The sequence below is a fragment of the Streptomyces sp. NPDC055962 genome (assembly GCF_042270185.1).
In the GTDB taxonomy this organism is placed as follows: Bacteria; Actinomycetota; Actinomycetes; order Streptomycetales; family Streptomycetaceae; genus Streptomyces.
Map to the genome: position 1 here is coordinate 566993 of NZ_JBHJYN010000003.1, position 23760 is coordinate 590752.

22 protein-coding genes are annotated in these 23760 nt (G+C 72.8%); 6 read left to right on the forward strand and 16 right to left on the reverse strand.

The genetic code is table 11. The features are described from left to right. Nucleotides 1-110: 110 nt before the first annotated feature. Genes ACFC51_RS13090 through ACFC51_RS13105 form a run of 4 tightly spaced genes read right to left on the reverse strand, consistent with a single transcriptional unit; the run spans nt 111 to nt 5646 of the window. A complete protein-coding gene (locus ACFC51_RS13090) occupies nt 111-2513 on the reverse strand; it encodes a glycoside hydrolase family 3 N-terminal domain-containing protein (protein ID WP_376528534.1) in 2403 nt (800 codons plus the stop codon). A gap of 52 nt (nt 2514-2565) precedes the next feature. Further along, nucleotides 2566-3465: a carbohydrate ABC transporter permease gene (locus ACFC51_RS13095; protein WP_376377847.1), complete on the reverse strand. Its 900-nt coding sequence runs from the start codon at nt 3463-3465 to the stop codon at nt 2566-2568. Between the two features lie 4 nt (nt 3466-3469). Beyond that, entirely contained in the window at nt 3470-4399 is a 930-nt protein-coding gene (locus ACFC51_RS13100; RefSeq protein WP_376377844.1) for a carbohydrate ABC transporter permease, read from the reverse strand. Nucleotides 4400-4401: 2 nt separating this feature from the next. Next, nucleotides 4402-5646, reverse strand: a complete 1245-nt coding sequence (locus tag ACFC51_RS13105; RefSeq protein WP_376377841.1) for an extracellular solute-binding protein — start codon at nt 5644-5646, stop codon at nt 4402-4404. Between the two features lie 215 nt (nt 5647-5861). Between ACFC51_RS13105 and ACFC51_RS13110 the strand changes: the two genes are divergently transcribed. From ACFC51_RS13110 to ACFC51_RS13120, 3 genes are all read left to right on the forward strand, one after another. Next, nucleotides 5862-6920, forward strand: a complete 1059-nt coding sequence (locus tag ACFC51_RS13110; RefSeq protein ID WP_376377838.1) for a LacI family DNA-binding transcriptional regulator — start codon at nt 5862-5864, stop codon at nt 6918-6920. 11 nt (nt 6921-6931) lie between these two features. After that, nucleotides 6932-7438 carry a GNAT family N-acetyltransferase gene (locus ACFC51_RS13115; protein ID WP_376528537.1) on the forward strand — a complete coding sequence of 169 codons (507 nt, stop codon included), beginning with the start codon at nt 6932-6934 and terminating at the stop codon, nt 7436-7438. A 187-nt stretch (nt 7439-7625) separates the two neighbouring features. Beyond that, nucleotides 7626-8711: a WD40/YVTN/BNR-like repeat-containing protein gene (locus ACFC51_RS13120; RefSeq protein ID WP_376377835.1), complete on the forward strand. Its 1086-nt coding sequence runs from the start codon at nt 7626-7628 to the stop codon at nt 8709-8711. A gap of 31 nt (nt 8712-8742) precedes the next feature. Here the strand turns inward: ACFC51_RS13120 and ACFC51_RS13125 are convergent, their stop codons facing one another. The 4 genes from ACFC51_RS13125 to ACFC51_RS13140 all read right to left on the reverse strand — a co-directional run bounded on the left by ACFC51_RS13125 (nt 8743) and on the right by ACFC51_RS13140 (nt 13115). Then, complete coding sequence (locus tag ACFC51_RS13125; RefSeq protein ID WP_376377833.1) at nt 8743-9159, reverse strand: universal stress protein; 417 nt, start codon at nt 9157-9159, stop codon at nt 8743-8745. 1 nt (nt 9160) lies between these two features. Continuing rightward, a complete protein-coding gene (locus tag ACFC51_RS13130) occupies nt 9161-10654 on the reverse strand; it encodes an APC family permease (protein ID WP_376377831.1) in 1494 nt (497 codons plus the stop codon). 152 nt (nt 10655-10806) lie between these two features. Next, nucleotides 10807-12027, reverse strand: coding sequence for a saccharopine dehydrogenase C-terminal domain-containing protein (locus tag ACFC51_RS13135; RefSeq protein WP_376377830.1), 1221 nt, complete (start codon nt 12025-12027; stop codon nt 10807-10809). Nucleotides 12028-12437: 410 nt separating this feature from the next. Beyond that, nucleotides 12438-13115 (reverse strand): uracil-DNA glycosylase, encoded by a 678-nt coding sequence (locus tag ACFC51_RS13140; RefSeq protein ID WP_376377828.1) that lies wholly within the window; start codon nt 13113-13115, stop codon nt 12438-12440. 186 nt (nt 13116-13301) lie between these two features. Between ACFC51_RS13140 and ACFC51_RS13145 the strand changes: the two genes are divergently transcribed. Next, the gene (locus ACFC51_RS13145; RefSeq protein WP_376528539.1) at nt 13302-14300 is read left to right on the forward strand and encodes an N-acetylglucosamine kinase; all 999 of its coding nucleotides are present in this window, start codon (nt 13302-13304) and stop codon (nt 14298-14300) included. A 138-nt stretch (nt 14301-14438) separates the two neighbouring features. Further along, the gene (locus ACFC51_RS13150; protein ID WP_376377824.1) at nt 14439-15362 is read left to right on the forward strand and encodes a sirohydrochlorin chelatase; all 924 of its coding nucleotides are present in this window, start codon (nt 14439-14441) and stop codon (nt 15360-15362) included. Nucleotides 15363-15473: 111 nt separating this feature from the next. Here the strand turns inward: ACFC51_RS13150 and ACFC51_RS13155 are convergent, their stop codons facing one another. The 8 genes from ACFC51_RS13155 to ACFC51_RS13190 all read right to left on the reverse strand — a co-directional run bounded on the left by ACFC51_RS13155 (nt 15474) and on the right by ACFC51_RS13190 (nt 22507). Continuing rightward, a complete protein-coding gene (locus tag ACFC51_RS13155) occupies nt 15474-16544 on the reverse strand; it encodes a lactonase family protein (protein ID WP_376528653.1) in 1071 nt (356 codons plus the stop codon). Between the two features lie 95 nt (nt 16545-16639). Next, on the reverse strand, nt 16640-18151 hold the full coding sequence (locus ACFC51_RS13160) for an FUSC family protein (RefSeq protein ID WP_376528542.1): 1512 nt from the start codon (nt 18149-18151) through the stop codon (nt 16640-16642). A gap of 467 nt (nt 18152-18618) precedes the next feature. Then, nucleotides 18619-19089, reverse strand: a complete 471-nt coding sequence (locus ACFC51_RS13165) for a DUF3618 domain-containing protein (RefSeq protein WP_376528544.1) — start codon at nt 19087-19089, stop codon at nt 18619-18621. Continuing rightward, nucleotides 19086-19523, reverse strand: a complete 438-nt coding sequence (locus tag ACFC51_RS13170; protein WP_376528546.1) for a phage holin family protein — start codon at nt 19521-19523, stop codon at nt 19086-19088. Before ACFC51_RS13170 ends, ACFC51_RS13165 begins: the two co-directional genes overlap by 4 nt. A 201-nt stretch (nt 19524-19724) precedes the next feature. Continuing rightward, nucleotides 19725-20774, reverse strand: a complete 1050-nt coding sequence (locus tag ACFC51_RS13175; RefSeq protein ID WP_376528549.1) for a YihY/virulence factor BrkB family protein — start codon at nt 20772-20774, stop codon at nt 19725-19727. Between the two features lie 149 nt (nt 20775-20923). Continuing rightward, entirely contained in the window at nt 20924-21112 is a 189-nt protein-coding gene (locus ACFC51_RS13180) for a hypothetical protein (protein WP_376380456.1), read from the reverse strand. A gap of 190 nt (nt 21113-21302) precedes the next feature. Next, nucleotides 21303-21767 (reverse strand): hypothetical protein, encoded by a 465-nt coding sequence (locus ACFC51_RS13185; RefSeq protein WP_376528552.1) that lies wholly within the window; start codon nt 21765-21767, stop codon nt 21303-21305. A 65-nt stretch (nt 21768-21832) separates the two neighbouring features. After that, complete coding sequence (locus tag ACFC51_RS13190; RefSeq protein ID WP_376528554.1) at nt 21833-22507, reverse strand: TetR family transcriptional regulator; 675 nt, start codon at nt 22505-22507, stop codon at nt 21833-21835. Nucleotides 22508-22637: 130 nt separating this feature from the next. On the opposite strand from ACFC51_RS13190, the gene ACFC51_RS13195 reads away from it, so the two are divergent. Continuing rightward, nucleotides 22638-23405, forward strand: a complete 768-nt coding sequence (locus ACFC51_RS13195; RefSeq protein WP_376528557.1) for an SDR family NAD(P)-dependent oxidoreductase — start codon at nt 22638-22640, stop codon at nt 23403-23405. Nucleotides 23406-23760 lie beyond the last annotated feature (355 nt).

Genomic DNA, 23760 nt, shown 5'->3' on the forward strand with positions numbered 1-23760 from the left:
TGGCCCCCCCTCACAGCCGGCGGGGCGGCCTTCTAAATTTCCCCCCCCCCCCCGCCCCCCCCGGGGGGGGGGGGGGGGGGGGGCGGGGGGGGGGCCCCGCCCCCCCCACGTCACTCCTGCGCGAGCGGCGCGTCGACCGAGGTCTCGCAGACCATGCGGCGCCGGTGGTCCACGGTGCGCTCGGGCCCGGTGAGCCGCAGCCTTACGGTGTGCCTGACGTCGGCCACGTCGCTGGACGCGGCGAACCGCAGCTCCAGGTCTCCGGGCTCGACGACGCGGCGTCCGCCGCTCCCGGTGAAGGAGACCAGGTCCGGATGGAAACGGAAGCTGACCCTCCGGGACTCCCCCGCGGCGAGCGGCACCCGGGCGTATCCGATGAGCCGTGCCTCGGGACGCGTGGTCTGGGCGACCGGGTCGTGGACGTAGAGCTGGACCACCTCGGTCCCGTCCCGGTCACCGGTGTTGCGGACCGTGAGCGTGAGGTCGGCCTCCCCGTCGGTGGCGAGCTCGGACGGCACCCCGGCGTCGGCCTCCCACGCGAACGAGGTGTACGAGAGCCCGTGCCCGAACGGATAGAGCGGGGTGGGATCGAGGTTGGTGACCCCGTTGGCCCGGCCCAGCGGCGGCTGCAGATAGGTCCACGGCTGCCCGCCGGTGCCCCGGGGGACCCCCACGGGCAGACGCCCGGACGGGTTGACGCGCCCCGAGAGCACGCCCGCGAGCGCGGACCCGCCCTCCTCGCCGGGGAAGAACGCCTGCACACACCCGGCCAGCCGGTCGGCCCGGCCGCCGAGGGCGTACGTACGGCCCGTCAGCAGGACCAGGACGACCGGGGTGCCGGTCGCGAGCAGTGCGTCCAGGAGCTCGCCCTGGAGGCCCGGCAGCGAGAGGTCGGCCACGTCGCAGCCCTCGCCCGAGGTGCCGCGGCCGAAGAGTCCGGCCCGGTCGCCGAGCACGGCCACACAGACGTCGGCTCCGGCCGCCAGGGCGACGGCCGCGTCGATCCCCTCCGCGTCCGTGCCGTCCACGTCGCAGCCCTGCGCGTGGTCGATGCCCGCACCGGGGAACTCCTCGCGGAGCGCCTCCAGCATCGTGGGGATGTCGATCCCCATGGGCGCACCGGGGTGCTGGACCCCGACATGGCTCGGGAAGGAGTAGCAGCCCAGCATGGCCAGCGGGTCGTCGGCCCGGGGGCCGACGACCGCGATCCGCCCGGTGCCGCTCAGCGGGAGCGCGCCCTCGGAGTTCGCCAGCAGGACGCAGGACCGCTCGGCGAGCAGCCGGGCCAGGGCCCGGTTCCGCGGCGGATCGAGGTCCACCGAGCCGCGCGCCCGCTCCGGTTCCACCCCCTGGAGCACGGGCGGCAGGACCTGGCGGTCCGGGTCGAGCAGACCGAGCTCGCACTTCTGCAGCAGGACCCTGCGCAGGGCGCGGTCCACCAGGTCCTCGGCCACCATTCCGTCCCGCACGGCGGTGACGAGTGCGTCACCGTAGCTGCGTACGGTCGGCAGTTCCACGTCGACGCCGGCGGTCAGCGCCAGCCGGGCGGCGTCGCCGCGGTCCGCGGCGACCTTGTGCAGGGTCTCCAGGAAGCCGATGCCGAAGTAGTCGGCGACAACCGTGCCGCCGAAGCCCCAGGTGTCGCGGAGGAGTCCGGTGAGCAGGGACGGGTCGGCGGCCACGGGAACCCCGTCGATCTCGGCGTACGAATGCATCACCGAGCGGGCGCCGCCGTCACGGACCGCCATCTCGAACGGCGGGAGGATCACATCGGCCATCTCCCGGGCGCCGGCCCGGACCGGGGCGAGGTTACGGGCGCCGGCCGACGCGGAGTAGCCCGCGAAGTGCTTGAGCGTGGCGACGATCCCCGCCGACTCCAGGCCCTTCACATAGGCCGTGGCGATGGTGGCGACCAGATAGGGGTCCTCCCCGATCGTCTCCTCGACACGCCCCCAGCGCAGGTCCCGCACCACGTCCAGCACCGGGGCGAGCCCCTGATGGATGCCGACCGACCGCATGTCGCCCCCGATCCGGTGCGCCATCTCGGCGACCAGCTCGGGGTCCCACGCGGCGCCCCAGGCCAGCGGGACGGGATAGGCGGTGGCGCCCCACGCGGTGAACCCGGCCAGGCACTCCTCGTGGGCGAGAGCCGGGATCCCGAACCGCCCGGCCTCCACGATGCGGGCCTGGGCCGTGGCCAGGGAGACGGCGCCGACCCCCGGGTCCACCGGGGCGGTGCCGAACGGCCGGGTGAGCTGGCCGAGTCCGCGGGTGGTGAGGGCCTCGAAGTCGACCGGGTCGACCATGTCGTTCTGGTGCGGCGCGACACCGTCGCCCTCCGCGTCTGCGCCCACCCAGATTCCGTACAGCTGGGCGGCCTTCTCCTCGAGGGTCATACGGGCCGCCAGGTCGGCCACCCTCACCTCGGGGCTGAGGGAGGGGTCGCGCCACGGGCCGTCGACGGCGGAGGGCGGATCGGCCTGGCGGGCCTGCGGGACGGGGTGGATTGCCATGGCGGCAGGGGTTCCTCTCATGCGTGCGGTGGTCCGGGGCGGCGTCCGTGTGCTACTTGCCGCCCACCCCCATCAGTCCGTTGATCAGCGCCCGCCGGGCCACGAGGTACACGGCGAAGATGGGGATGACGGAGAGGACGATCGCCGCCAGGACGGCGGGGACGTTCACTCCGAACTGGCTCATGAAGTTGAACAGCCCGAGCGTCAGGACGCGCTGTTCCTCCGACTGGGTCAGGATCAGCGGGAAGAGAAAGCCGTTCCACGCCTGCAGGGCGGAGAAGATGGCCACCGTGCTGATCCCCGCCCTGGACAGCGGGACGGCCAGCTGCCAGAGCATCCGCACGGGCGAGGCCCCGTCGAGGGCCATCGCCTCGTACATCTCCTCGGAGACGTCGCGCATCGTGCCGCTGAGCACGAGGACGGCGACGGGCATCGCGAAGGCCGCGGTGGGCAGGATGATCGCCCACAGGGTGTCGTACAGCCCCATCTTCCCGATCATCAGATAGAGGGGCACGATCACCGCCTGCGCCGGGATCGCCACGCCGAGGAGGAAGGTCCGGAAGGCGAGCGACGAGAGGCGGCTGCGGGTGCGCACCGCCACGTACGCGACGGGGACGGAGAGCACCAGCACGAGGGCGACGGTGGCCACGGCGACGATCGCGGTGTTGCCGATCAGCGAGAGGAACCCGCTGTCCAGCACGGTGCGGTAGTTCTCGAACGTCGGGTCCGTGGGGACAGCGAGCGGGTCGCCGTTCAGTGCCTCGTCCTGCCGCATCAGTGACGCGGAGACCAGGGTGTAGAGCGGCACCAGGACGATGAGCAGCCAGATCAGCGAGCCGATTCCGGCCACCGGGTTGCCCGGGGACCTGCGCCGGCGGGGCGTGCGTCCGCGGCGCGGCGCGGTGGGCGCCGCACGGTGCTGCGGCGCGGCGGGGCGGGTGTCGATCGACATCGCGTCACATACCTTCCCGGGTCGACCGCATGGACCCGAAGCCGCTGAGGCGCACCATCAGCAGCGAGATGCTGGTGGCCACGACGACGAGCGCGGTGGCGACGGCCGCCGCATAGCCGAGGTCGTACGTCTGGAAGCCGGTCCGGTACATCAGGTAGGGCAGGATCGTCGTGTCCGTGCCCGGACCGCCCTTGGTCATGATGAGCACGGTGTCGAAGTAGGTCAGTGAGCCGACGATCATCAGGACCGACGAGGTCGTCATCGTGTGCCGCAGCTGAGGCAGCGTGATGTGGAAGAACTGGCGCACCATGCCCGCCCCGTCGATGGAGGCCGCCTGGTACAGGACCTCCGGTATCTGCCGGGCGCCGCCCTGGTAGATCAGGGTGTGGAAGGGCATGAACTGCCAGCCGCCGACGAACGCCACGACGAGCAGGGCGCCGGTGGAGGAGCCCATGACGTCGGGGTCGATGCCGAGCCAGGGTCCGATGGTCCGGATCACACCGAAGTTGGGGTCGAGCAGCGCGTGGAAGAGCATCGCGATGGCGGTGGTGGAGAGCAGCAGCGGGATGAAGAAGACCGCGGACAGGAAGGCCCTGCCCCGCTGGCGTCCCGCCGCCCAGACACCGAGCAGCAGGGCCACCGGCGTCTGGAAGACCCAGCTGATCGTGGTGAGCAGGAGGCTCAGCCAGGCTGCCTGGCCGAATTCGGAGTCCTTGAACAGCCGGGTCCAGTTGTCCAGGCCCGTCAGGGTCGGGGAGTCGAGCCCGTCCCACTCGCAGAAGGAGAGATAGACGGCGATCGCCAGGGGGACGATCGCGAAGACGGCGAAGAAGAGGATGCCGGGGACGGCCCAGGCGACCGGGGGGCGGCCGACGTCGCCGACGGCCGCCTTCCTGTCTCCGCGCCTCTTCGCGACCGGAGTGTGGTGGGACATCGTTACTTGGCGGCCTTCATTGCTTCGACGAACTGCTCGGGAGTGGTCTTGCCGGCGAACAGTTTGCTGATCTCCGTGAGCAGGGGCGTGGCGTACTGGGCTTCGAGTGCCTGGTCCCACGAGAGGGTGAAGCTGGGGGCCTTCTGCACCATCTCGTACTGGTCGGTGGCGAACCGGGGGTTGGGGGAACCGCTCAGCATCGAGGCCGCGTTGGACGTGGTGGGCACGTCGCCGTTGTCGACGAGTGCCTGCGCGTAGGTCTTCGACGCCATGGCCTTCAGGAAGGCGACGGCGGTGTCCTTGTGTTTGGTCCGGGCGTTGACCGACCAGTAGTTGGTGGGGTTGCCCACCACGTTCGCAGGGTCTCCCACGCCGCCGGTCACGGTCGGGAACGCGGTCCAGCCGAGGTCCTTCTTCGCGAACTCCGGGGCCTTGCCCAGCTGCGTCGAGTACTCCCACGAGCCCATGAGGTGCATGGCGGCCTTGCCCTTGTTGAGCAGGGTCGGGGCTCCGCCGTTGCCGTAGTCCACGGAGTTGAAGTTCTTGCCGAAGGCGCCGCCGTCGACCAGTTCCCGGACGGTCTGCGCCGTCTTGAGCACCGCCGGGTCGCCCCAGCCGCCGGTGTCGCCGTCCTGGATCCTCTTGAAGACCTCGGGGCCGCCGATCCGGTCCAGCAGGTACTCCATCCACATCAGTTCGGGCCACTTGTCGGAGCCGCCGAGCGCGAACGGGGTGATGCCGGCGTCCTTGAAGGTCTTGACGGCCGCCTGGAGGTCTTCCCAGGTCTTGGGCGGCTCGATCTCGTGCTCGGCGAAGAGGGCCTTGTTGTAGAAGAGCATCACGGGCTGCATGCCACGCATGGGCACCCCGTAGATCTTCCCCTCGAGCCCGCCGGCCGTCATGATCGAGGGCAGGAAGCCGTCCTTGAGCGTGGCGTCGTTCTTGACCGTCGACGTCAGGTCGACCAGGTCGTCGGAGTCGACGTACGGCTTGATGGAGCCGCCGCCCCAGTTGAAGAAGACGTCCGGGGCACTGGGTGAGCCCATGGCGCTGCGCAGCTTGTTCACGTAGTCGGTGCCGGGGACCGACACCAGCTTGACCTTGACCTCGGAGGTCTTGTTGAACGTGTCGACGGCGGCCTGCTGAACCTTGACCGCGTCGTCGCCGTAGACATAGGCGGTGATGGACCCGCTGTCACTGCCGCCGGCGCCGGAGCCGCAGCCGGCCAGCACTCCGGCCATGGCCATGGCCGCACCCGCCGCGGCCCATCTCGTCGTACGTGTGCCCTGAGTGAATATCCCCGACCGCATGACCGCACCCTCTGTCGAATGTTTCGGCGTGCCTTTCGAATGTTGCCGGAACCGTACGGTCGTGTTTCGGGCCAGTCAAGAGGGCAGGAGCAAGGATTTACGAACCTTGCCCAGACGCGTATACGAGACCTCGGGGGAGCTACGATTCGTGCATGAGCCCTGCAAAGGTCCAGCCCCAACAGGAGAAGGTGTCCGCCGGCGAGCCGTCGGAGAGCACCGCCACGCTGGCAGAGATCGCCCGAGCGGCCGGAGTTTCGGCTCCGACAGTTTCGAAGGTGCTGAACGGACGCGCCGACGTCGCCCCTGGTACGCGCACGAGGGTGGAGGAGCTGCTGCTGCGCCACGGCTACCGCCGCAGGCGTGGCGCCTCGCAGCAGTCCCAGCTCATCGATCTGGTCTTCCACGAACTGGACAGCGCCTGGGCGATGGAGGTCGTCCGGGGCGTCGAGAACGTCGCCAGGGAGGAGGGCCTGAGCCTGGTCCTCTCGGAGAGCGCTGGCCGGCTGACCCCCGGCCAGACATGGGTGGACGGAGTCCTGGCCCGCCGCCCGGCCGGTGTGATCCTGGTGCTCTCGGACCTCGACGCGGCACAGCGGGCCCAGCTGACGAGCCGCTCCATCCCGTTCGTCGTCGTCGATCCGGCGGGTGATCCCGGTGACGACATCCCGTCGGTCGGCGCCGCCAACTGGCAGGGCGGCCTGGCCGCCACCCGCCACCTGACGGGACTGGGCCACCGGCGCATCGGTGTCATCGGCGGGCCTGCTCGCATGATGTGCAGCCGGGCCCGGCTGGACGGCTACCGCGCCGCCCTGGAGACCTCGGGCGTCCCCATGGACCCCGAGCTCGTCCGGGAGGGCGAGTTCAACCATGAGGACGGCTACACCGCGGCACTGGAACTGCTCCGCCTGCCGGAGCGGCCCACGGCCGTCTTCGCCGGGAACGACCTGCAGGCACTCGGCGTCTACGAGGCCGCGCGCGAGCTGGGGCTGCGGATCCCGGAGGACCTCAGCGTCGTCGGCTTCGACGACCTGCCGCTCACCCGCTGGATCGGCCCCCCGCTCACCACGGTGCGCCAGCCGCTCATAGAGATGGCGGAGACCGCGGCCCGGCTCGTCCTCGACCTGGGCCGGGGCCGGCAGCCCGCGACCACCAGGGTCGACCTGGCGACGAGTCTCGTCGTGCGCAGCAGCACGGCCCCGCCGGCGCGCTGAGGGCGGGACCGGTGACTCCCGGCATACGGACGGCCCGCCTCCTGCTGACCCCGTACACGCCGGACGACGAGGAGGCGTTCGTCGCCCTGTTCCAGGACGTGCGGGTCTCGCGGTGGCTGGGCGACGGCCCGTCGACCGAGGCCGAGGACCGCGCACTCTTCGGTCGTGTGTTCACCAAGGTGTACGCGCAGGGGCTCTTCGACGTGTGGGCGGTGCGTGAGGGCGGCAGGGTGGTGGGCCACGCGGAGATCAAGCCCACCCAGGAGTCCGGCGGGCACGAGATCGTGTACGCCCTCGCCCCGGAGGCCTGGGCCCGCGGGCTGGGAACGGAACTGGTCGGGGCACTCGTCGGCCACGGGTTCGGCCCGCTCGGCCTGAGCGACGTGTACGCGACGGTCGCCGCGGAGAACGCGCCGTCCCTGGCCCTGCTGGGACGGGCAGCCTTCCGGCACGTCCGGGACGTCCGGGAGGCGGACGGGAGCACGACCCGGCTGCTGGTTCGGAGCCGCGGGGACTGACCGGAACGGGCCCCAGGCGCCGGACCGCAGGCACCCCCGTTGTGCCGTCGGCAGATGGCCACGGTGCCCCTCGCACCCCTGCCACGACCGCTGTGACCTGGACCGGCACCGCCGCTCCCCGCCTCTGTCAGTGGCCGGGTGCAGACTGGCACCTGTCCGGCACAACGGCGTTTCGGAAGGTCCTGTCATGACTGATGTACTCCTCACCGTGGGCACGCGCAAAGGGCTCTTCATCGGCCGCAGGCGCGCGGGGACGTGGGAGTTCGGAGATCCCCACTTCAACGCCCAGGCCATCTACTCGATCGCGATCGACACGCGCGGGGAGACGCCCCGGCTGCTGGTCGGCGGCGACAGCGCGCACTGGGGCCCCTCGGTCTTCCACTCCGACGATCTGGGCGGGACCTGGGTGGAGCCGAAGCGGCCCGCCGTGAAGTTCCCGCAGTTCACCGAGGCGTCGCTGGAGCGGGTCTGGCAGCTGCACCCGGCGGGCCCCGAGGCGCCCGACGTCGTCTACGCGGGCACCGAACCCGCAGCGCTCTTCCGGTCGGACGACCGCGGCGAGTCGTTCGAGCTGGTCCGGCCGCTCTGGGAGCACCCGACACGGTCCAGGTGGGTGCCGGGCGGGGGCGGCGAGGGCCTGCACACCATCCTGACCGATCCGAGGGACGCCCGGGCGGTGACCGTGGCCGTCTCCACCGCGGGCGTGTTCCGCACCGAGGACGGCGGTGAGCGGTGGGCTCCCTCCAACAAGGGCGTGTCGGCGGTCTTCCTGCCGGATCCCGATCCCGAGTTCGGCCAGTGCGTCCACAAGGTCACCCGGGACGCGGCCGATCCCGACCGGCTCTACCTGCAGAACCACTGGGGCGTCTTCCGCAGCGACGACGGCGGGAAGCACTGGAAGGACATCGGCGCGGGCCTCCCCTCGGACTTCGGCTTCGCCGCCGCCGCACACCCGCACCGCGCGGACACCCTCTACGTCTTCCCGATCAACGCCGACGCGGACCGTGTCCCCGCCGGCCACCGCTGCCGGGTCTTCAGGACCCAGGACGCGGGCGAGACCTGGGAGCCCCTCACGCGGGGCCTTCCGGACGACGACCACTACGGCACGGTGCTGCGCGACGCGCTCTGCGTCGACGACGGCGACCCGGCCGGCGTCTACTTCGGCAACCGCAACGGCGAGGTGTACGCGAGCGCGGACGACGGCGACACCTGGCAGCAGCTCGCCTCGCACCTGCCCGACGTCCTGTGCGTACGGGCGGCGGTGCTCGGCTGACCGGGGGCGTGCCCGGGCCCCTCCGGCCGGCTCACACGTCGGTCGGCACGCAGAGCACCGGGACGGTCGACAGGTGCAGGAGCTTGTGCGGGGTGGAGCCGAGCAGCGCCCCCCGCATCGGGCTCTCGCCCCAGCTCCCCACCACGATGACCCTCGCCGCGTGACGCGAGGCGGCTTCGATCAGCGCCTGTGCGGGACTCAGGTCGATGACCTCGACCGTCGTCGGCACCGCGGCCTCCTCCGCCGCGGTGACCGCCCGTTCCAGCCCTGTACGTCCCGCCTGGCGGATGGCGTCGTAGTGGGCGCGGTACTCCTCGCCGGTGGGACCGGGCGGGGCCGCCCCGTAGACCAGGACGAGCCGCTCGCCGAACGCGGCGGCCACCTCGATCGCCGTCCGCAGGGCACGCGCGGCGCCCGGCGACTCGTCGTACCCGAGGACCACGGACATGTCAGCGCTCCTTGCCGTGCACGAGACCGGGATCGACCACACCGCGGCGCTCGGCCCAGAAGGCCGGCGACGTGAACCGCAGCACCACCATGAACAGCACACCGGCGAGGCTGATGCAGATACCGATGACGAGCGGCGGGCCCAGCCCGAACCAGGAGGTCCCGCTGTAGGAGTTGGCCGGGTCCGACATATCCATGACCGACCGGACGAGCAGCCAGGTCAGCAGACCGGCGCCGACCACCGGGCCGAGGCCGATGAGGAGGAAGTTGCGCGCGCTCTCGGTGAGATGGCGGCGGTAGTAGACCGCGCACGCCACTCCGGTGAGCGCGTAGTAGAAGGCGATGAGGAGGGACAGCGCGGTCAGCGAGTCGAAGAGGGCGTTCTCGCTGATCCGGTTGACGACGAGGTACCAGGCGATGGCGATGACCGCCACCCACCAGGTGCTCACGTCGGGGGTCCGGAACCGCGGGCTGATGTGTGCGAAGTGCGCGGGCAGCGCGTGGCGGCGGGCCATCGACAGAGCGGTGCGCGAGGCAGGGATGATGGTGGTCTGGGTCGAGGCGAGCGCCGAGGTCGCGACCGCGAGCAGCACGATCCAGTCCCAGCCCCCCATGACCTCGCCGGCGAGCAGGGCGAAGATGAACTCCTCCTCGTCGGCGTTCTCGGCCAGGTAGGCGGGCCCGGCGAAGGCGACGACCGCGAAGCCGACGGACAGGTAGGTCACCAGCAGGATGACCGTGGACCACACGCCGGCCCGTCCGGGAGCGGTCGCCGAGTCCTCCACCTCCTCGGTGAGGTTGACGCACGACTCCCAGCCCCAGTAGATGAACACCCCCAGCAGCAGGCCCCCCGTGAGCGCCGCGCCGCCCGCCCCGAAGGGGTTGAGCCATTCGACGGCGGGAGTGACGGAGTCGAAGTCGGTCGTGCCCGCGTAGACGCGGTAGAGCGCGACGACCACGAAGACGAGGAGGAAAGCCACCTGAGCCAGGATCAGGACGTTCTGCACCTTGGCCGAGATCTCGGTGCCGATGACGCACAGGCCGGTCATCACGACGATCAGGACCACGGTGAGCAACTGGCGGACGAACGTGTTCTCGGCCCAGCTGTCGAGGCCGACGGCCATCAGCCCGAAGCTCACGGCGACGTCCGCCAGCGACCCGACGACGAGCACACCGGTCATGGCGATGGCCCAGCCGCCGAGCCACCCGGTCCACGGGCCCAGGGCGCGCGTGACCCAGGAGAACGTCGTCCCGCAGTCCTGGTCGGCCTTGTTGAGGTAGTAGAAGGCCGCGGCGATGAGGAGCATCGGCACGAAGGAGGCGAAGAGCACTCCGGGTGCGTAGATGCCGACGAGCGCCACGATCGGACCGATGACGGCCGCCACCGAGTAGGCGGGAGACGTGGCGTTCAGTCCGATGACGAGCGCGTCGACGAAGCCGATCGCGTTCGGCTTCAAGCTTGCCGGCGGTCCTGATCCGGCACGGTCCTCTGCCACGCTCCCTCACTAGGGTCACAGGCCTGAAGAGAAGGCGGAATGTACACGGGCGGAATATGTATGTCCGTATGCTATTCAGCCGGTTCACGGTGTGCACCTCCGGCGGCTCCCTCGGGCCGGCCGCGGACGTGTCCCCGGCCGGGTCGTCGCCGTCATTGCTCCCGCATGCCCCACGGCGCGCCGTACTCGGCCAGGAGATCGAGGAACGGCCGGGGCGGCATGGCCTCGGGGCCGAGCACCCCGGTGCCGCCCCAGACACCGCCCGCCACCAGTTCCAGCGCGGCCACGGGGTTGATCGCGGTCTGCCAGACCACGGCCTGGGAGCCGTACTCACGCATCGACCACTGGTTGTCGACCACGTGGTACAGGTAGACCTCACGGGGCTTCCCGTCCTTGCTGCCCTTCACCCAGGTGCCCGCGCAGGTCCTGCCGTGCATCCGTTCCCCCAGTCCGGCCGGATCGGGCAGGCAGGCGGCCACCACGTCCCTCGGTGACACCTGGGCCACACCGGCGCCGCTCTTCACGGACACGGGGTCCGTACGGTCGAGGCCCAGCTTGTGGAGGCTGCGCAGCACCTCGATGAACTCGTCACCCAGGCCGTACTTGAACGTCACGCGCCGGGCCTTCAGCCACCGGGGGACGAGCAGTACCTCCTCGTGCTCGACGTTGACGCACTCGACCGGGCCGATGCCCTCGGGGAAGTCGAAGACCTCCGGTTCGCTGAAAGGGGCGGTCGTGAACCAGCCCCGCCCCTCCTCGTAGACGACCGGCGGGTTCAGGCACTCCTCGATGGTCGTCCAGATGCTGAAGGACGGGGCGAAGTCGTAGCCCTCCACCGTGAGGTCGGCGCCGTCGCGGATACCGATCTCCTCGATCTCGTCGAAGAGCTCGTCGGAGGCGTAGCGGGCGAACACGTCCGAGAGCCCGGGCTCGACCCCCATGCCGACCAGCGCGAGAAGCCCGGCGGCCTCCCAGTCCGCCGCGCGGTCGAACTGCGCGTCCCCGAGCTTGACCCCGCACTTCTCGTACGGGCGGGACGGGTGGGGCCGGGAGAGCGACATCGCCATGTCGAGGTAGTGCGCGCCGTGGGCGAGAGCCGCCTCGAACAGCGGCATGACGAAGCGCGGGTCGGTGGCGTTGAGCAGGACGTCGCAGCGGTGCTCGGCGAGTACGGCGCGGACGGCGGCCGGGTCGGAGGCGTCGAGCCGTACGGCGCCGAAGCGGGACCGGGGCTCCCCGAGGGCGGCGACGGCGGCCTCCGCCCGGGCGAGGTCGAAGTCGGCGACCGCCATGTGCTCGAAGAAGGGCCGCCGGGCCGCGATCCGGGTGATCGCCGTGCCCACCCCTCCCGCGCCGACCAGGAGAACACGCATGGGACACCACTCCTCTGCCGAGCCGACGGCACGGCCGGGCCGGCCGGTCCGGTGGAGTGGGGACGCTAACAGCCCGGATCACGGGCGGCGGGGAGCGGCGGGCCGGTGTCCCGGGTCCGGGCCGCCCCGGCCCCGGTGAGCCACCCGGACGGGCCCCCGGGCCCTGGCCAGGGGGCGCCGGGTGCCGCGCGGTGCGGGCCGTCGGCGTGACCGGCCGCGGAGAAGGAACCGGCCCCACCGGCGGGGGGATGCCGGTGGGGCCGGGTGCTCACGGAGGTGCGGGGGGGGGTGCACCTGCCGGAGCTCGGGTCACAGGGTCTCGTGCCCCGGTTCCGGGAACCTATGCACGGTGCCGGAGCCCGTATCCCGCACCGCCGCCGGGCGGGGTGCCGCAGGCGGTCCGGGGCAGCTCACGGGAGGCGCCAGTCCACCGGCTGCTCCCCCAGTCCGACCAGGAAGTCGTTGGTGCGGCTGAACGGCCGCGAGCCGAAGAAGCCGCGGTCGGCCGACATGGGAGAGGGGTGCGCGGACTCGACCGCGGGCAGGTCCCCGAGGAGCGGGCGCACGGTGCGCGCGTCCCGCCCCCACAGCACGGAGACCATGGGCCTGCCGCGCGCGGCCAGGGCGCGGATGGCCTGCTCGGTCACCTCTTCCCAGCCCTTGCCGCGGTGGGCGGCGGGCTTTCCCGGCGCTGTGGTCAGTGCGCGGTTGAGCAGCAGCACCCCCTGCCGGGTCCACGGCGTGAGGTCTCCGTTGGAAGGCCTCGGGAGGCCGAGGTCCGCGTGCAGTTCGCGGAAGATGTTCTCCAGGCTGCCCGGGAGACGCCGCACCTCCGGGGCGACCGCGAAGCTGAGCCCGATCGCCATGCCCGGGGTCGGATAGGGGTCCTGACCCACGATCAGGACCCGCACGTCGTCGAAGGGCTGCTGGAAGGCGCGCAGGACGTTCGCCCCCGCCGGCAGGTAGGTGCGGCCCGCCCCGATCTCCGCGCGGAGGAAATCCCCCATCGCCGCGATCCGGCCGGCCACGGGCTCCAGGGCCCGGGCCCATCCGGGCTCCACAAGTTCATTCAACGGTCGCGCTGCCACGGGCGTCACCCTACCGGCCTACACCGACAACGTGATCATGCGGTCCCCCGCGGGAGGCGCCCGGGGGTAGGCTGCGCGGCGTCGTCAGTCCTCCAGTCCCCCGGAGCCGTTCCATGAGGTCGCTCAGGCGGTGTTGTCCCCAGTGATGGATGCGGTCGAACAGCGGTCGGCCGAGCGGTGGTTGCCATGACCGGCGGCCGTGGCCCGTTCGTCCTCGGCGTGGACTCGGGCGGCTCCGGGCTGCGAGTCGCCCTGGGCGGCCCGGACGCCACGCACCCGGTCGCCACGGACGTCTGCGCCGAGCCGGTGCGGACGGGTCCGGCCGGCATCGACGCGGGACATCTGCTGGAACAGCTGCTGCCCGCGGCCCGGCGGCTGCTGGAGCGTGCGGGCCCCGGCGCGTCCGTCTCCGCCGCGGCGATCGGAGCGGCCGGCATGGCGACGCTCGGCGACCGGTTGCGCGCCGAGGTGCCCGCCGCCCTCGGCGACGCGCTGGGGGTACGGCGGATGGCCCTGGCGGCCGACGCGGTGACCGCGTACGCGGGCGCACTGGGACAGCGGCCCGGGGCGGTCGTCGCCGGCGGGACGGGCATGATCGCGCTCGGGACCGATCTGCGGACCTGGCGCCGGGCGGACGGCTGGGGCCATCTCCTCGGAGACAGCGGCGGGGGTGCCTGGATCGGCCGGGCGGGGCTCGACGCGGCGATGCGGGCGCACGACGGGCGGCGTGGTGGTTCACCGGCTCTGCTGGAACGGCTGGAGGCGGTCTTCGGTCCCGCCACCGGCCTGCCGGGGCTGCTCTATCCGCGGACGGACCGTCCCGCACTGCTCGCCTCCTTCGCCCCCGAGGTCGCCGGCTGCGCCGAGGACGACGAGGTCGCGGCGGGGATCCTCCGGGAGGCCGCGGCGCACATCGCGGAAGCCGCGGCCGCAGTGTGTCCCGGCGCCGCCGAATCCGGCCCGGACGGATGCGAAGTCGCCTTCACCGGTGGGCTGTTCCGCATGGGCGAGCCGCTTCTCGCGCCGCTCCGCACGGAGCTGGCCGGGCAGGTCCCGCAGGCGCGCGTGGTGCCGGCGGCGGGCGACCCGCTGCACGGCGCGCTGGAGATCGCCCGTGCGCTCGCCGGACCGGGGCTGCGCATCCCACCCCACCCGCGGCTCCTGTTCGTACCGGGAGTAACGTAGACGATTCGAGCGATCGAGCGCCCGGACAGAGCAGGTCAGTCGCCCGCTTTGCCACTCAACAGACATATACGGACACATGACGTCCTGGCGCCCCCTCCCCGAACAGAGGGGCACCCAAAACCAGTAGCATGCGGCGCCATGAGCACCCCCACTGGGCCCGCTTCCGGCCTGCCTGTACGAATGCCGCGACCTCGCCAGTCCGGACGGCACCGCCGCCCGGAGCCCGTGGTCGCACCTGAGGGCGCTGCCGCGCTCGTTCTCGCCCTTCCCGGTACCCCTTCCCCGGCCTCGCGCAGCCTGGCCGAGGAAGTCATCAGCATCGCCCGTTCCGAGCTGCCCGGTCTGAACGCGCAGATCGGCTACCTCGACGGCGACGACGCCGAGTACCCGGCGCTCGCCTCCGTACTCACCCATGCCGCCGCCGAGCGCACCGCGCGCTACGAGCAGGCCACCGCCGCGGGCCGCGAGATCGCGGAGCCCTCGGGGCCGTCCGCCGTCGTGGTGCCGCTCCTCGCGGGGCCCGACAGCGCCCTCATCCGGCGCATACGGCAGGCCGTCATGGACAGCGGTACACAGGCCGAGCTGACCGACGTGCTGGGTCCGCACCCGCTGCTCGCCGAGGCGCTGCACGTGCGCCTCTCGGAGGCCGGTCTGGCACGCGCGGACCGGGCCAGGCTCTTCACCGTGGCGACCGCGGCCGACGGCATCGTGCTGGCCACGGTCGGCGGCGAGGAGGCCGTGCAGGCCGCCGGGATCACCGGCATGCTGCTGGCCGCCCGGCTCGCGGTTCCCGTGATGGCGGCGGCCCTGGACGTGGAGGGGTCGGTGGCCTCGATCGCCGAGCAGTTGCAGAACTCCGGTTCCGCGCAGCTCGCGCTCGCGCCGTACCTGGTGGGCCCGGAGATCGACGCCGGGCTGCTGGACGCGGCGGCGAAGGAGGCGGGCTGTGCGACCGCCGAGCCGCTCGGCGCGTACCCGGCCATCGGCAAGCTCGTGCTCTCGCTGTACGCGACGACGCTGGGCATCACTCCGGCGACGCCGCAGGGCGCCCAGGCGCACTGATCCGCGCCGCCCCGCACCTGGACGACGAGGCGCGGACCGGGCGCTTCCGGTCCGCGCCCAGGGCGTCGCCGCTCCACGGTCGCGACGCCCTCCGGGCGTCGCGACCGTGTCTCAGGCGAAGACCACGCAGGAGGCGGCCGGAACATCGATGGAGCCGGCGTGCTCCGGGACGCCCGTCTCCGCGTCCACGGCGAACCAGCTGACGTTCCCCGAGTGCTCGTTGGCGGCGTAGAGCCACTGCCCCGAGGGGTCGAGGGTGAGGTCACGGGGCCAGCGGCCGCCGCAGCCCACCGCCGCCGCCAGGACGGGCTTCTCCGCCGTCTCGTCGAGCGTGAGGACCGAGATGCTGTCGTGCCCCCGGTTCGCGGTCCACAGGAACCGGCCGTCGTGCGAGACCACGACCTCCGACGGATACGTGCGCACGGCGGCGCCCTCGTCGTGGCCGTACGGCAGCACCGGCGTCTCCCCGAGCGGTTCGAGAAGGCCGGCGGCGGCGTCCCAGCGGCACACGGTGACGGTAGGTTCCAGCTCGTTCAGGACGTAGGCGTGTCCCCCGGACGGGTGAAAGGCGAGATGGCGCGGTCCCGTGCCCGGCCGCAGTGCCGTCTCGGAGTGCGGCAGCAGGGAGCCCGTGGCGGGGTCGAGGGCGCAGACGCGTACGGAATCCGTGCCGAGGTCCACGCTCAGCACCCACCGCCCCGACGGGTCGGCCAGTACCTGGTGCGCGTGCGGGCCGGACTGCCGTCCTTCGTCCGGGCCGCTGCCCTCGTGCCGGAACACGGCTGCCGCGGGGGCCAGCGACCCGTCGCCGGACACCGGCAGCGTGGTGACGCTGCCGGACCCGTAGTTGGCGGTGAGCAGATGGCCGGCGGCCAGCGCCAGGTGCGTGGGACCGCTCCCGTCCACCGGCCGCACCTCGCCGATCAGCCGCGGAGTGCCGTCGGCACCGACCGCGAGGGCCGCGGCGGCGCCGTCGTCGGTCTCGCTGACCGCGTACAGAACGGTGCCGTACGCGCCGGGAGCACGGCCGACGGCGAGGAAGGACGGGTCGGCGACGGCCTCCGTCGAGGCGAGCACCGTCAGCGCCCCCGTGTCCCGGTCGACGGCGGCGGCCGTGATGCCGCGCCCGCCCGCCGAGGTGAACGACCCTATGAATGCCCGCTGTGCGTGGTCGGCGCCCATCGCGCTACCCCTCTTCACGTCCGTCACGATCTTCCCGGCCGACGGTAGCAGGCAGCGTTTTCTGGTCCAGACCAGAGAGGGGACGACGTAGAGGGTCAGGCTCCGATCAACGGGGCGCGCGGCGAGCTGTGCAGGGGCGCGGCGAGCTCGGCGAGCGCCCTTTCCAGGCTGTGCAGATGGGCCAGCGCGGGTTCGGTGACACCGGAGGGCGGAAGGGCTCCGAGGGGCGCCGGCGCGCGGTCCCTCCACAGGGGCGGCGTCGTCAGCGCCTCCACCGAGGACTCCACCCGCCAGCAGGCAGCCGCCAGCCGGGCGTCGTGGGACGCCTCCGGGTCCGCCGCCACCGACGCGAGACCCCGTACCTCGCGCGCGCAGACGTCGAGCAGGGCGAGCACCTGCCGGGCCCGTGCCTTGCGGGCCCGGAGCGGACTCAGCGGATGCACCAGCGGACCGAGCGAGAGGCGTACGCGCCCGAGAAGCGCCTCCAGCTCGGCCACGCGGGGAGCGGGGTCGGCGGTCGCCGACCCCGCGACACGGGCGGCCGCCTCGGCGGTGCACGCGTGCACGCAGCGCAGAGCGCGCTGGATCCAGGCGTCGGTCGTGGCGTGGGTGGTGACCGGCAGGACGAGGAGGACCGCCACCATCGCCCCGAGGGCCCCGACGCCGGTCTCCACGAGACGCAGCCCGAGCAGCGCCGGATCGAGGACACCCAGCAGCCCGTAGAGCGTGCCGGCGAGGACCGTCACCGAGAACATCATCCAGGTGTAGGAGACCGCGGCGGTGTAGAAGATCCCGAAGACACCGAGCGCCACCAGGACGGCGGAGGGCACCACCGCCCCGTGCAGTGGAGCGATGACGAGCAGCCCGACGGGGATGCCGGCCAGCGTCCCCAGCACCCGCCGGAAACTGCGGACCAGGGTCTCGCCGCGCGAGGCCGTGTTGACGAAGACCCACCACGTGGCGCCGACGGCCCAGTACCAGCGTTCTCCGGACAGGAGCTGGCCGGCCAGCAGCGCCAGGGCGCCGCCGGCCGTCGCCTGGACGGCCTGACGCGTGGTCGCGCGGGCCAGCCCCCGGCCCGTCACGGGTGCGAGCACGGCCGTCACGGGCAGCCGTCGCTCGTAGCACCAGAACCCGAAGCGGACGGCCGAGGCGGTGAGGAGCGAGAGCAGGACGGCCGAGTACACCTCGGGCAGCTGCTCGGGCAGGGTGTGCAGGAACTGGGTGATGAAGAAGGCCATGAAGGCGAAGACCCCGAGCGAGTGGCCGCGCGGCCCCCATCGCCTGGCGTAGACGCCCACGCCCATGACCGCGAGGAAGGCCAGGTCACGCGCCACGGGAAGGTCGTGCAGCGCGGCCGCGAGGGCGAACACCGGCAGTCCGGCCACGGGCAGGAGCGCGGTGGTGACCGCCTGGCCGCGCACGGCAGGGTCCAGCACCGTGAAGAGGGCCAGGAGCGCCGCCAGCCCGCCGGTGATGGCGCCGACCAGCGAGTGGCCGGCCAGGCCGCACACGATGACGGCCAGTCCGATGCCCAGAACGGCCCTGGTGGCGTGACGCAGACGCAACCGCCCCGGGTCCGGAGCCATGAACGCCCTCTTCAGCACGGAATACCCGCCCCTTCTCATGAAAAAGGGCGCCACGGAATCCGCAGCGCCATCGACGGGACCATCAGACCATGATTCCGACTACTGGCTCAACAGATGGACTCCGAGGTGGGCCATTGGCACAGCAGAGTGCGTCACACCTGTGCCATGAGGTGGCCATTGGCCGTACGCGTGTGCCGAGGTGACGGAAGAGGGGTGGGGGGGGGGGGGGGGCCCCCGCCCCCCGGCCCCGCCCCCCCCCCCCCCCCCCCCCCCCCCCCCCCCCCCGCGGCCCCCCCCCCCCCCCCGGGCGGGCGGGGGCGGGGGGGGGGGGGGGGGGGGGGGGGGGGGGGGGGGGCGGGGGGGGGGGGCGCCCCCCCCCCCCCCCACCCCTCTTCACGCGCCCGGCCCCTGTGCCCGCCCCCCTAGGAACGGACCGGTGGCTTCCGGGGCCGCACCCCGGGTCACGCCTTCCCGGCGACGGAGGGTCACCCCTTCCGGCGGCGGAGGGTCACCCAGGCGAGGACCGCAGCGCCCGCGGCCACCAGCAGCACGGTGCGGTTGTCGCGCACCGCGCGAGCCCCCTGCGCCGTGGCCTGCCGCACCGGCTCGGGCGCCTTCTCGTCCCACGCGTCCCCGGCCTGCGCCGCCTTGGCGCGGACCTGGTCGGCAGCCTTGGCCGCCTTGTCCTTGACCGGGTCGGGCACGCTGTCCTGCACCTGGTGCGCGGCCTCGGCGGCCTTCGCCTTCAGCTCCCCGGCCTTGACCCCGGCCTGCGTCTTGATCTCGGCCGACTTCTCCTTGATCTCGACGGACTTCTCCTTGGCCCGCGCCTGCACATCCGCCTTGGCCGCCAAGGCCTCGACGGTCTCCCCCAACTGCTCGCGGGTCTGCTCGACCTGCTCGCGCAGCTCCTGGGGGCCGGGAGCGCCTGCCTTGTCGTCGAACGGCTTGTTCATCGGTGAGCACTCTCCTTGATCTCGGCCACGTCGGCCTTCACGTTCTCGATCGCCTGCTCGGGCGCGGGGGGCGCCGCCTTGTCGATCTGCTTCTTCCCGGTCAGGGCCATGAGCGCGGCGGTCGCGCCCAGTACGGCCGTGACGATCAGGGCCGCGGCCCATACGGGCAGGACGACTGCCAGCGCGGCGATCGCGGTGACCACCAGCGCCTCGAGCGCCAGGAACCCGGCCAGACCGGCGCCCCCGAACAGCCCGCCGCCCTTGCCGTAGTGCCTGCCCTTCTCCTTCATCTCCGCCTGAGCCAGCCTCAGCTCGCCTCGCACCAGCTCGGTCAGCTGGTGCGAGGCCCGCTGCACAAGGTCACCCACCGGCTCCGCCGCGGAAGCCGGAGCGGTGCGATCAGTTCCTGCGGAGTGCGGCTGCGCGCTCGGCATGGCAGTCACCTCATGTCCTCTCCTGGTCGGCCCGGGTGCCCTGGAGGCCCCAACGGTCGGTGAGCCCACGCGTACCCCCGACCGCGCGGTTCAGGCCCCGTGGGTGGCTCAAGCCGAATCGGTTCGGGCCGAGGTGGTCCGACGTCCGGGGCGCTTCGCGCCGGGGCGCCTCCGACAGGGGCACTGCCGCGTACGGGGCGGTCACGCGTCGTCCAGTCGGTTCAGGTCGCCCTCGTCCCACGTACGGGTGTCACGGGGGCGCGTGTAGGGCTCGGAGTCGGGCGGGTGCCCCCCTGCTATGGCCCGTTGCCTCGCGGTCTCCGCATCGAATTCCAGGCCGAAGAGGATCGCCAGGTTGCTGATCCAGAGCCATACGAGGAAGACGACGGCGCCGGCCATGGTGCCGTAGGTCTTGTTGTAGGAGGCGAAGTTGGCGACGTACAGGGCGAAGCCGGCCGACGCTGCGATGCACAGCGCCAGTGCCAGGAAGCTGCCCGGGGTGACCCAGCGGAATCCCCTGACCTTGGCGTTGGGCGTCGCCCAGAAGAGGATCGCGATCATGACCACGACCAGGACGATCAGGACGGGCCACTTGGCGATCGACCACGCCGTCAGCGCCGGGTCACCGATGCCCAGCGCTTCTCCGGCCTGCCGCGCCGGCCCGCCGGTGAACACCACGATGAGCGCGCTCGCCACGGCCAGCACCAGGAGCAGGACCGTCACGCCGACCCGTACAGGGAGGATCTTCCAGACCGGCCGCCCTTCGGGCATGTCGTAGACCGCGTTGGCCGCGCGGATGAACGCCGCCACATAGCCGGAGGCCGACCAGACGGCCAGCACCAGGCCCGCGACCGCCATGACCGACCCGGTGCCCGCGCTGTCCCGCAGCTGCTCCACCGCCTGGGTGATGATGTCGCGAGCGGAGCCGGGGGCCAGCTGCCGGAGGTTGGACACGATCGTGTCGGTCGCCGACTCACCGGTGATGCCCAGCAGGGACACGAGCACCAGCAGCGCCGGGAACAGCGACAGCACCCCGTAGTAGGTCAGCGCCGCGGCACGGTCGGTCAGCTCGTCCTCCCTGAACTCCCGCAGCGAGCCCTTCAGCACCGCGCCCCACGCCCGCCCGGGCAGTTCCGCCGGCATGCCGGGAGCCGCGTCCTCCACCTCCGGCCGGGGCCCGGCCTCCTCCGGCTGCGGCGCCGGGTGAACGCCGCGGTGGTCCTCACGTCCTGGAAAACGAAGCTTCGCCATACCTACCGCGTAACCCTGGGACGCGGCCCTATGCCCTCAGGCCGGTGAAGGGCAGCCGATGCCTTCCGGACTCGCGCGGCTGCCCCGCGGTGGCGGCCCGCAGGTCCCAGCAGCCGGTTCGCGAACCCGGGACGGCCTGCCGATGCCCGTCAGGCGGCGTCCGGGTGCCGCTCACGCGGGCGTTCCCTCAGGGTGTCGCCGGTGCCGTCGACCAGCCGCAGGTGGCGGCCGCGCGCATGCCGCGCCCGCGGCCCGCCGAACAGCCGGTCCTCGATACGGTCCATCCCGTACAGCATCAGCGCCAACGCGGGCACGATCAGAACGGCGACAGCGATCACGGCACGTACCTCCCGACCGGTGGTAGTCCGTCGGGTGCCCGCTGCGGCGCGGGTGACCGACGGCCGGGGTGAAGGTCCGGTGACCACTCGGTGCCCATCGCCCGACACTCCGCCGTCACGGCCCCCGGGACGCGCGACGCGGGCCGGACGGGCGCGTCCCCGCCTCCCGTACGGACCGCCACGAACACCCTCAGCGGCCGTACGTCGCACGGCACAGGTCGACGATGTCGGCGGAGGCGATCCCGCGGCTCGTCGCGCAGACGGTGCGCATGTCGTGCGGCTGGGGCGGCCGGGCCACGCTCGGGGGGTGGGCGCGGCGGGGCTCCGGACGGTACGGGGCATGGTGCCGCGGCCGGTTCCCGGCCTGCCGACGGGCCGGCGGTGCGATCACCTCCGGCTGCCCGGCCGGCGGACGCACCTTCCCCTCCGGCTTCCGCTTCCGCTCCTCCGCGCCGCGCGGCCGCTCCTCGGCCTTCCCCAGAGCGTCGTGCACGGCGGCCGGTGCGCTGGGCTCCGTGGACGCCTGCGCGGCGGGGACGTTGCCGGAACGCACGGATGCCACGGGGGCCGGGCGCTCCGGCCCGGGCTGTACGGATACGCATCCGGCCGCACTCAGCACGGCGACGAGCGTGAGGGAGATCGACCGCAGGTTCATGCCGTGATCAACGACGGTCCGATCGACCGGACACGTGCGGGGCATCCGGCCCCGCGCCACCCCCCTCAGCCGGACAGGCCGGCGCGGGCGATGCCGAGCGCGCGGGCGATCGCACGCGGCAGCGACTCCGGCCGCGGGTCCGGGCCCCAGGCCCACTGCTCGACGGCGATGCGCAGCGCGCCGTTGAACAGCGTCGCCCGCACCCGTGGTTCGAGTTCGTCCGGCGTCTGCCCCGTGCGTTCGGCGATGACCTCGGCGAAGACCCGCTCGGCGTCGTGGTGGACCTGGAGCCAGACGGCCCGCAGCCCGGGCTCGGTGCGGGTGAGGCGGACCAGGTCGCGCAGGGCGTCGGCATCGGCGGAGGCGGATGCCGTGAGCGCGGAGGGTCCGCCGGAGACCGCCTCGGCCAGGGGCCGGTCGCGCGGCCACGACCTCATGAGCACGGTGACCGAGTCGAGGGCGTAGGTCAGCAGCGGGCTGACGCACAGCTCCTTCGAGGAGGTGTAGCGCCACAGCGTCCGCTGCGAGATGCCGGCGGCCGCGGCGATGTCGTCGGCGGTCGTCGCGGCCACGCCCCGGTCGGCGAAGAGCCGTACGGCTTCGCGGGCGATCTCCAGCCGGGTGGCGGCCTTACGACGTTCGGTCAGCGGGGGACGGCCCAGGCGCGGACCGCCCTCGGCCGCCGTTCCTGCGGTGACGCCGGAACGGCCCTCCGCCCCGCCGGCATGTGCGGTTTCCACGGCTTTCGGCCACCTTCCTTCCTGGCTGCGCCCATCGTAGCGATCTGTTTTCCGGCACGGCCCGCCATGTTGGCGGTCCACGCCAATAAAGTAACGTGGCGGCGAAACCACCGATCGCAAGGAGCATCTCGTGAGCGTCACCACCAGCGGCCCGGGCCGCAGCGTCATCGTCACCGGCGCCGGATCGGGCATCGGCCGGGCCGTCGCCCTGCGGTTCGCGGCGGAGGGGGCGCGCGTCGTGATCGCCGACGTCGATCACGCGTCGGCCGGGAAGGTCGCCGAGGAGGTGGCGCAGGCCGGGGGCACGGCGGTCACCGTGATCGGCGACCTGCGCGACCAGGCGGTCGTCGACCGGGTCGCGGCGACGGCGACGGAGGAGTTCGGCGGGATAGACGTACTGGTCAACAACGCCGGGGTCATGGACAGCATGTCGGCGGCGGCCGACACCGGCGACGACGAGTGGGAGCGCGTCATCGGCATCAACCTCACGGCTCCGTTCCGCCTGACGCGGGCCGTACTGCCGCACATGCTGGCCGCGGGCAGGGGTGCCATCGTGTTCACCGCCTCCGAGGCCTCGCTGCGGGGCAGCGCGGCGGGGGCCGCGTACACCGCCTCCAAGCACGGCATCGCCGGACTGACCAAGTCACTGGCGGTCATGTACCGCGGCCAGGGGATCCGCACCAACGCCATCGCCCCGGGCGGCACCCTCACCAACATCAAGGTCGACGCGGACCGGGGCGCCCATGGTCCCGCCGCCCTCGCCCCCTACATGGGCAACGTCGGCACCCCCGCCCAGGCGGACGAGCAGGCGGCGGCCATCGTCTTCCTGGCGTCCGACGCGGCGAGCAACATCAACGGGGCGATCCTGCCCGTCGACAACGGCTGGTCCGCGGTCTGACTCCCCCACCGCGTCCGTGTGCGCCCTCACCCCCGGCCCGCACGGGCGCGAGGCGGCCCGACCGCCCGCCCCACCGCTTCCGGCCATCTCCGCCGGCGCCCCGCGCACCCCGGGGAGCGGCGCGAGCCGGACCCGGGGGGGCCGGGCACCCGTTTCCGGACACCTTCACACCACCCCCGCCCCACCCTCGATATGTATCGACCACACGATATGTATGCTGCACTAGAGAGGTGCGGCGCACGACACAAGTCCCAGAAGCCCGGGGGAAGTCGTCCCCGGACACCCGCCCGGTGACGTCGCGGCAGGTGGGTGGCGACCACTCCCCCTCACCCTCGCCCCGCGCTCCCCGCGCGGA

Excerpts from the sequence above, each read along its gene's own strand:
- ACFC51_RS13120 (WP_376377835.1), top strand. The coding sequence starts at position 7,626 with ATGACTGATGTACTCCTCACCGTGGGCACGCGCAAAGGGCTCTTCATC.
- ACFC51_RS13145 (WP_376528539.1), top strand. The coding sequence starts at position 13,302 with ATGACCGGCGGCCGTGGCCCGTTCGTCCTCGGCGTGGACTCGGGCGGC.
- ACFC51_RS13100 (WP_376377844.1), bottom strand. The coding sequence starts at position 4,399 with ATGTCCCACCACACTCCGGTCGCGAAGAGGCGCGGAGACAGGAAGGCG.
- ACFC51_RS13170 (WP_376528546.1), bottom strand. The coding sequence starts at position 19,523 with ATGCCGAGCGCGCAGCCGCACTCCGCAGGAACTGATCGCACCGCTCCG.
- ACFC51_RS13090 (WP_376528534.1), bottom strand. The coding sequence starts at position 2,513 with ATGGCAATCCACCCCGTCCCGCAGGCCCGCCAGGCCGATCCGCCCTCC.
- ACFC51_RS13165 (WP_376528544.1), bottom strand. The coding sequence starts at position 19,089 with ATGAACAAGCCGTTCGACGACAAGGCAGGCGCTCCCGGCCCCCAGGAG.
- ACFC51_RS13155 (WP_376528653.1), bottom strand. The coding sequence starts at position 16,544 with ATGGGCGCCGACCACGCACAGCGGGCATTCATAGGGTCGTTCACCTCG.
- ACFC51_RS13125 (WP_376377833.1), bottom strand. The coding sequence starts at position 9,159 with ATGTCCGTGGTCCTCGGGTACGACGAGTCGCCGGGCGCCGCGCGTGCC.
- ACFC51_RS13150 (WP_376377824.1), top strand. The coding sequence starts at position 14,439 with ATGAGCACCCCCACTGGGCCCGCTTCCGGCCTGCCTGTACGAATGCCG.
- ACFC51_RS13135 (WP_376377830.1), bottom strand. The coding sequence starts at position 12,027 with ATGCGTGTTCTCCTGGTCGGCGCGGGAGGGGTGGGCACGGCGATCACC.
- ACFC51_RS13105 (WP_376377841.1), bottom strand. The coding sequence starts at position 5,646 with ATGGCCATGGCCGGAGTGCTGGCCGGCTGCGGCTCCGGCGCCGGCGGC.
- ACFC51_RS13175 (WP_376528549.1), bottom strand. The coding sequence starts at position 20,774 with ATGGCGAAGCTTCGTTTTCCAGGACGTGAGGACCACCGCGGCGTTCAC.
- ACFC51_RS13110 (WP_376377838.1), top strand. The coding sequence starts at position 5,862 with ATGAGCCCTGCAAAGGTCCAGCCCCAACAGGAGAAGGTGTCCGCCGGC.
- ACFC51_RS13095 (WP_376377847.1), bottom strand. The coding sequence starts at position 3,465 with ATGTCGATCGACACCCGCCCCGCCGCGCCGCAGCACCGTGCGGCGCCC.
- ACFC51_RS13185 (WP_376528552.1), bottom strand. The coding sequence starts at position 21,767 with ATGAACCTGCGGTCGATCTCCCTCACGCTCGTCGCCGTGCTGAGTGCG.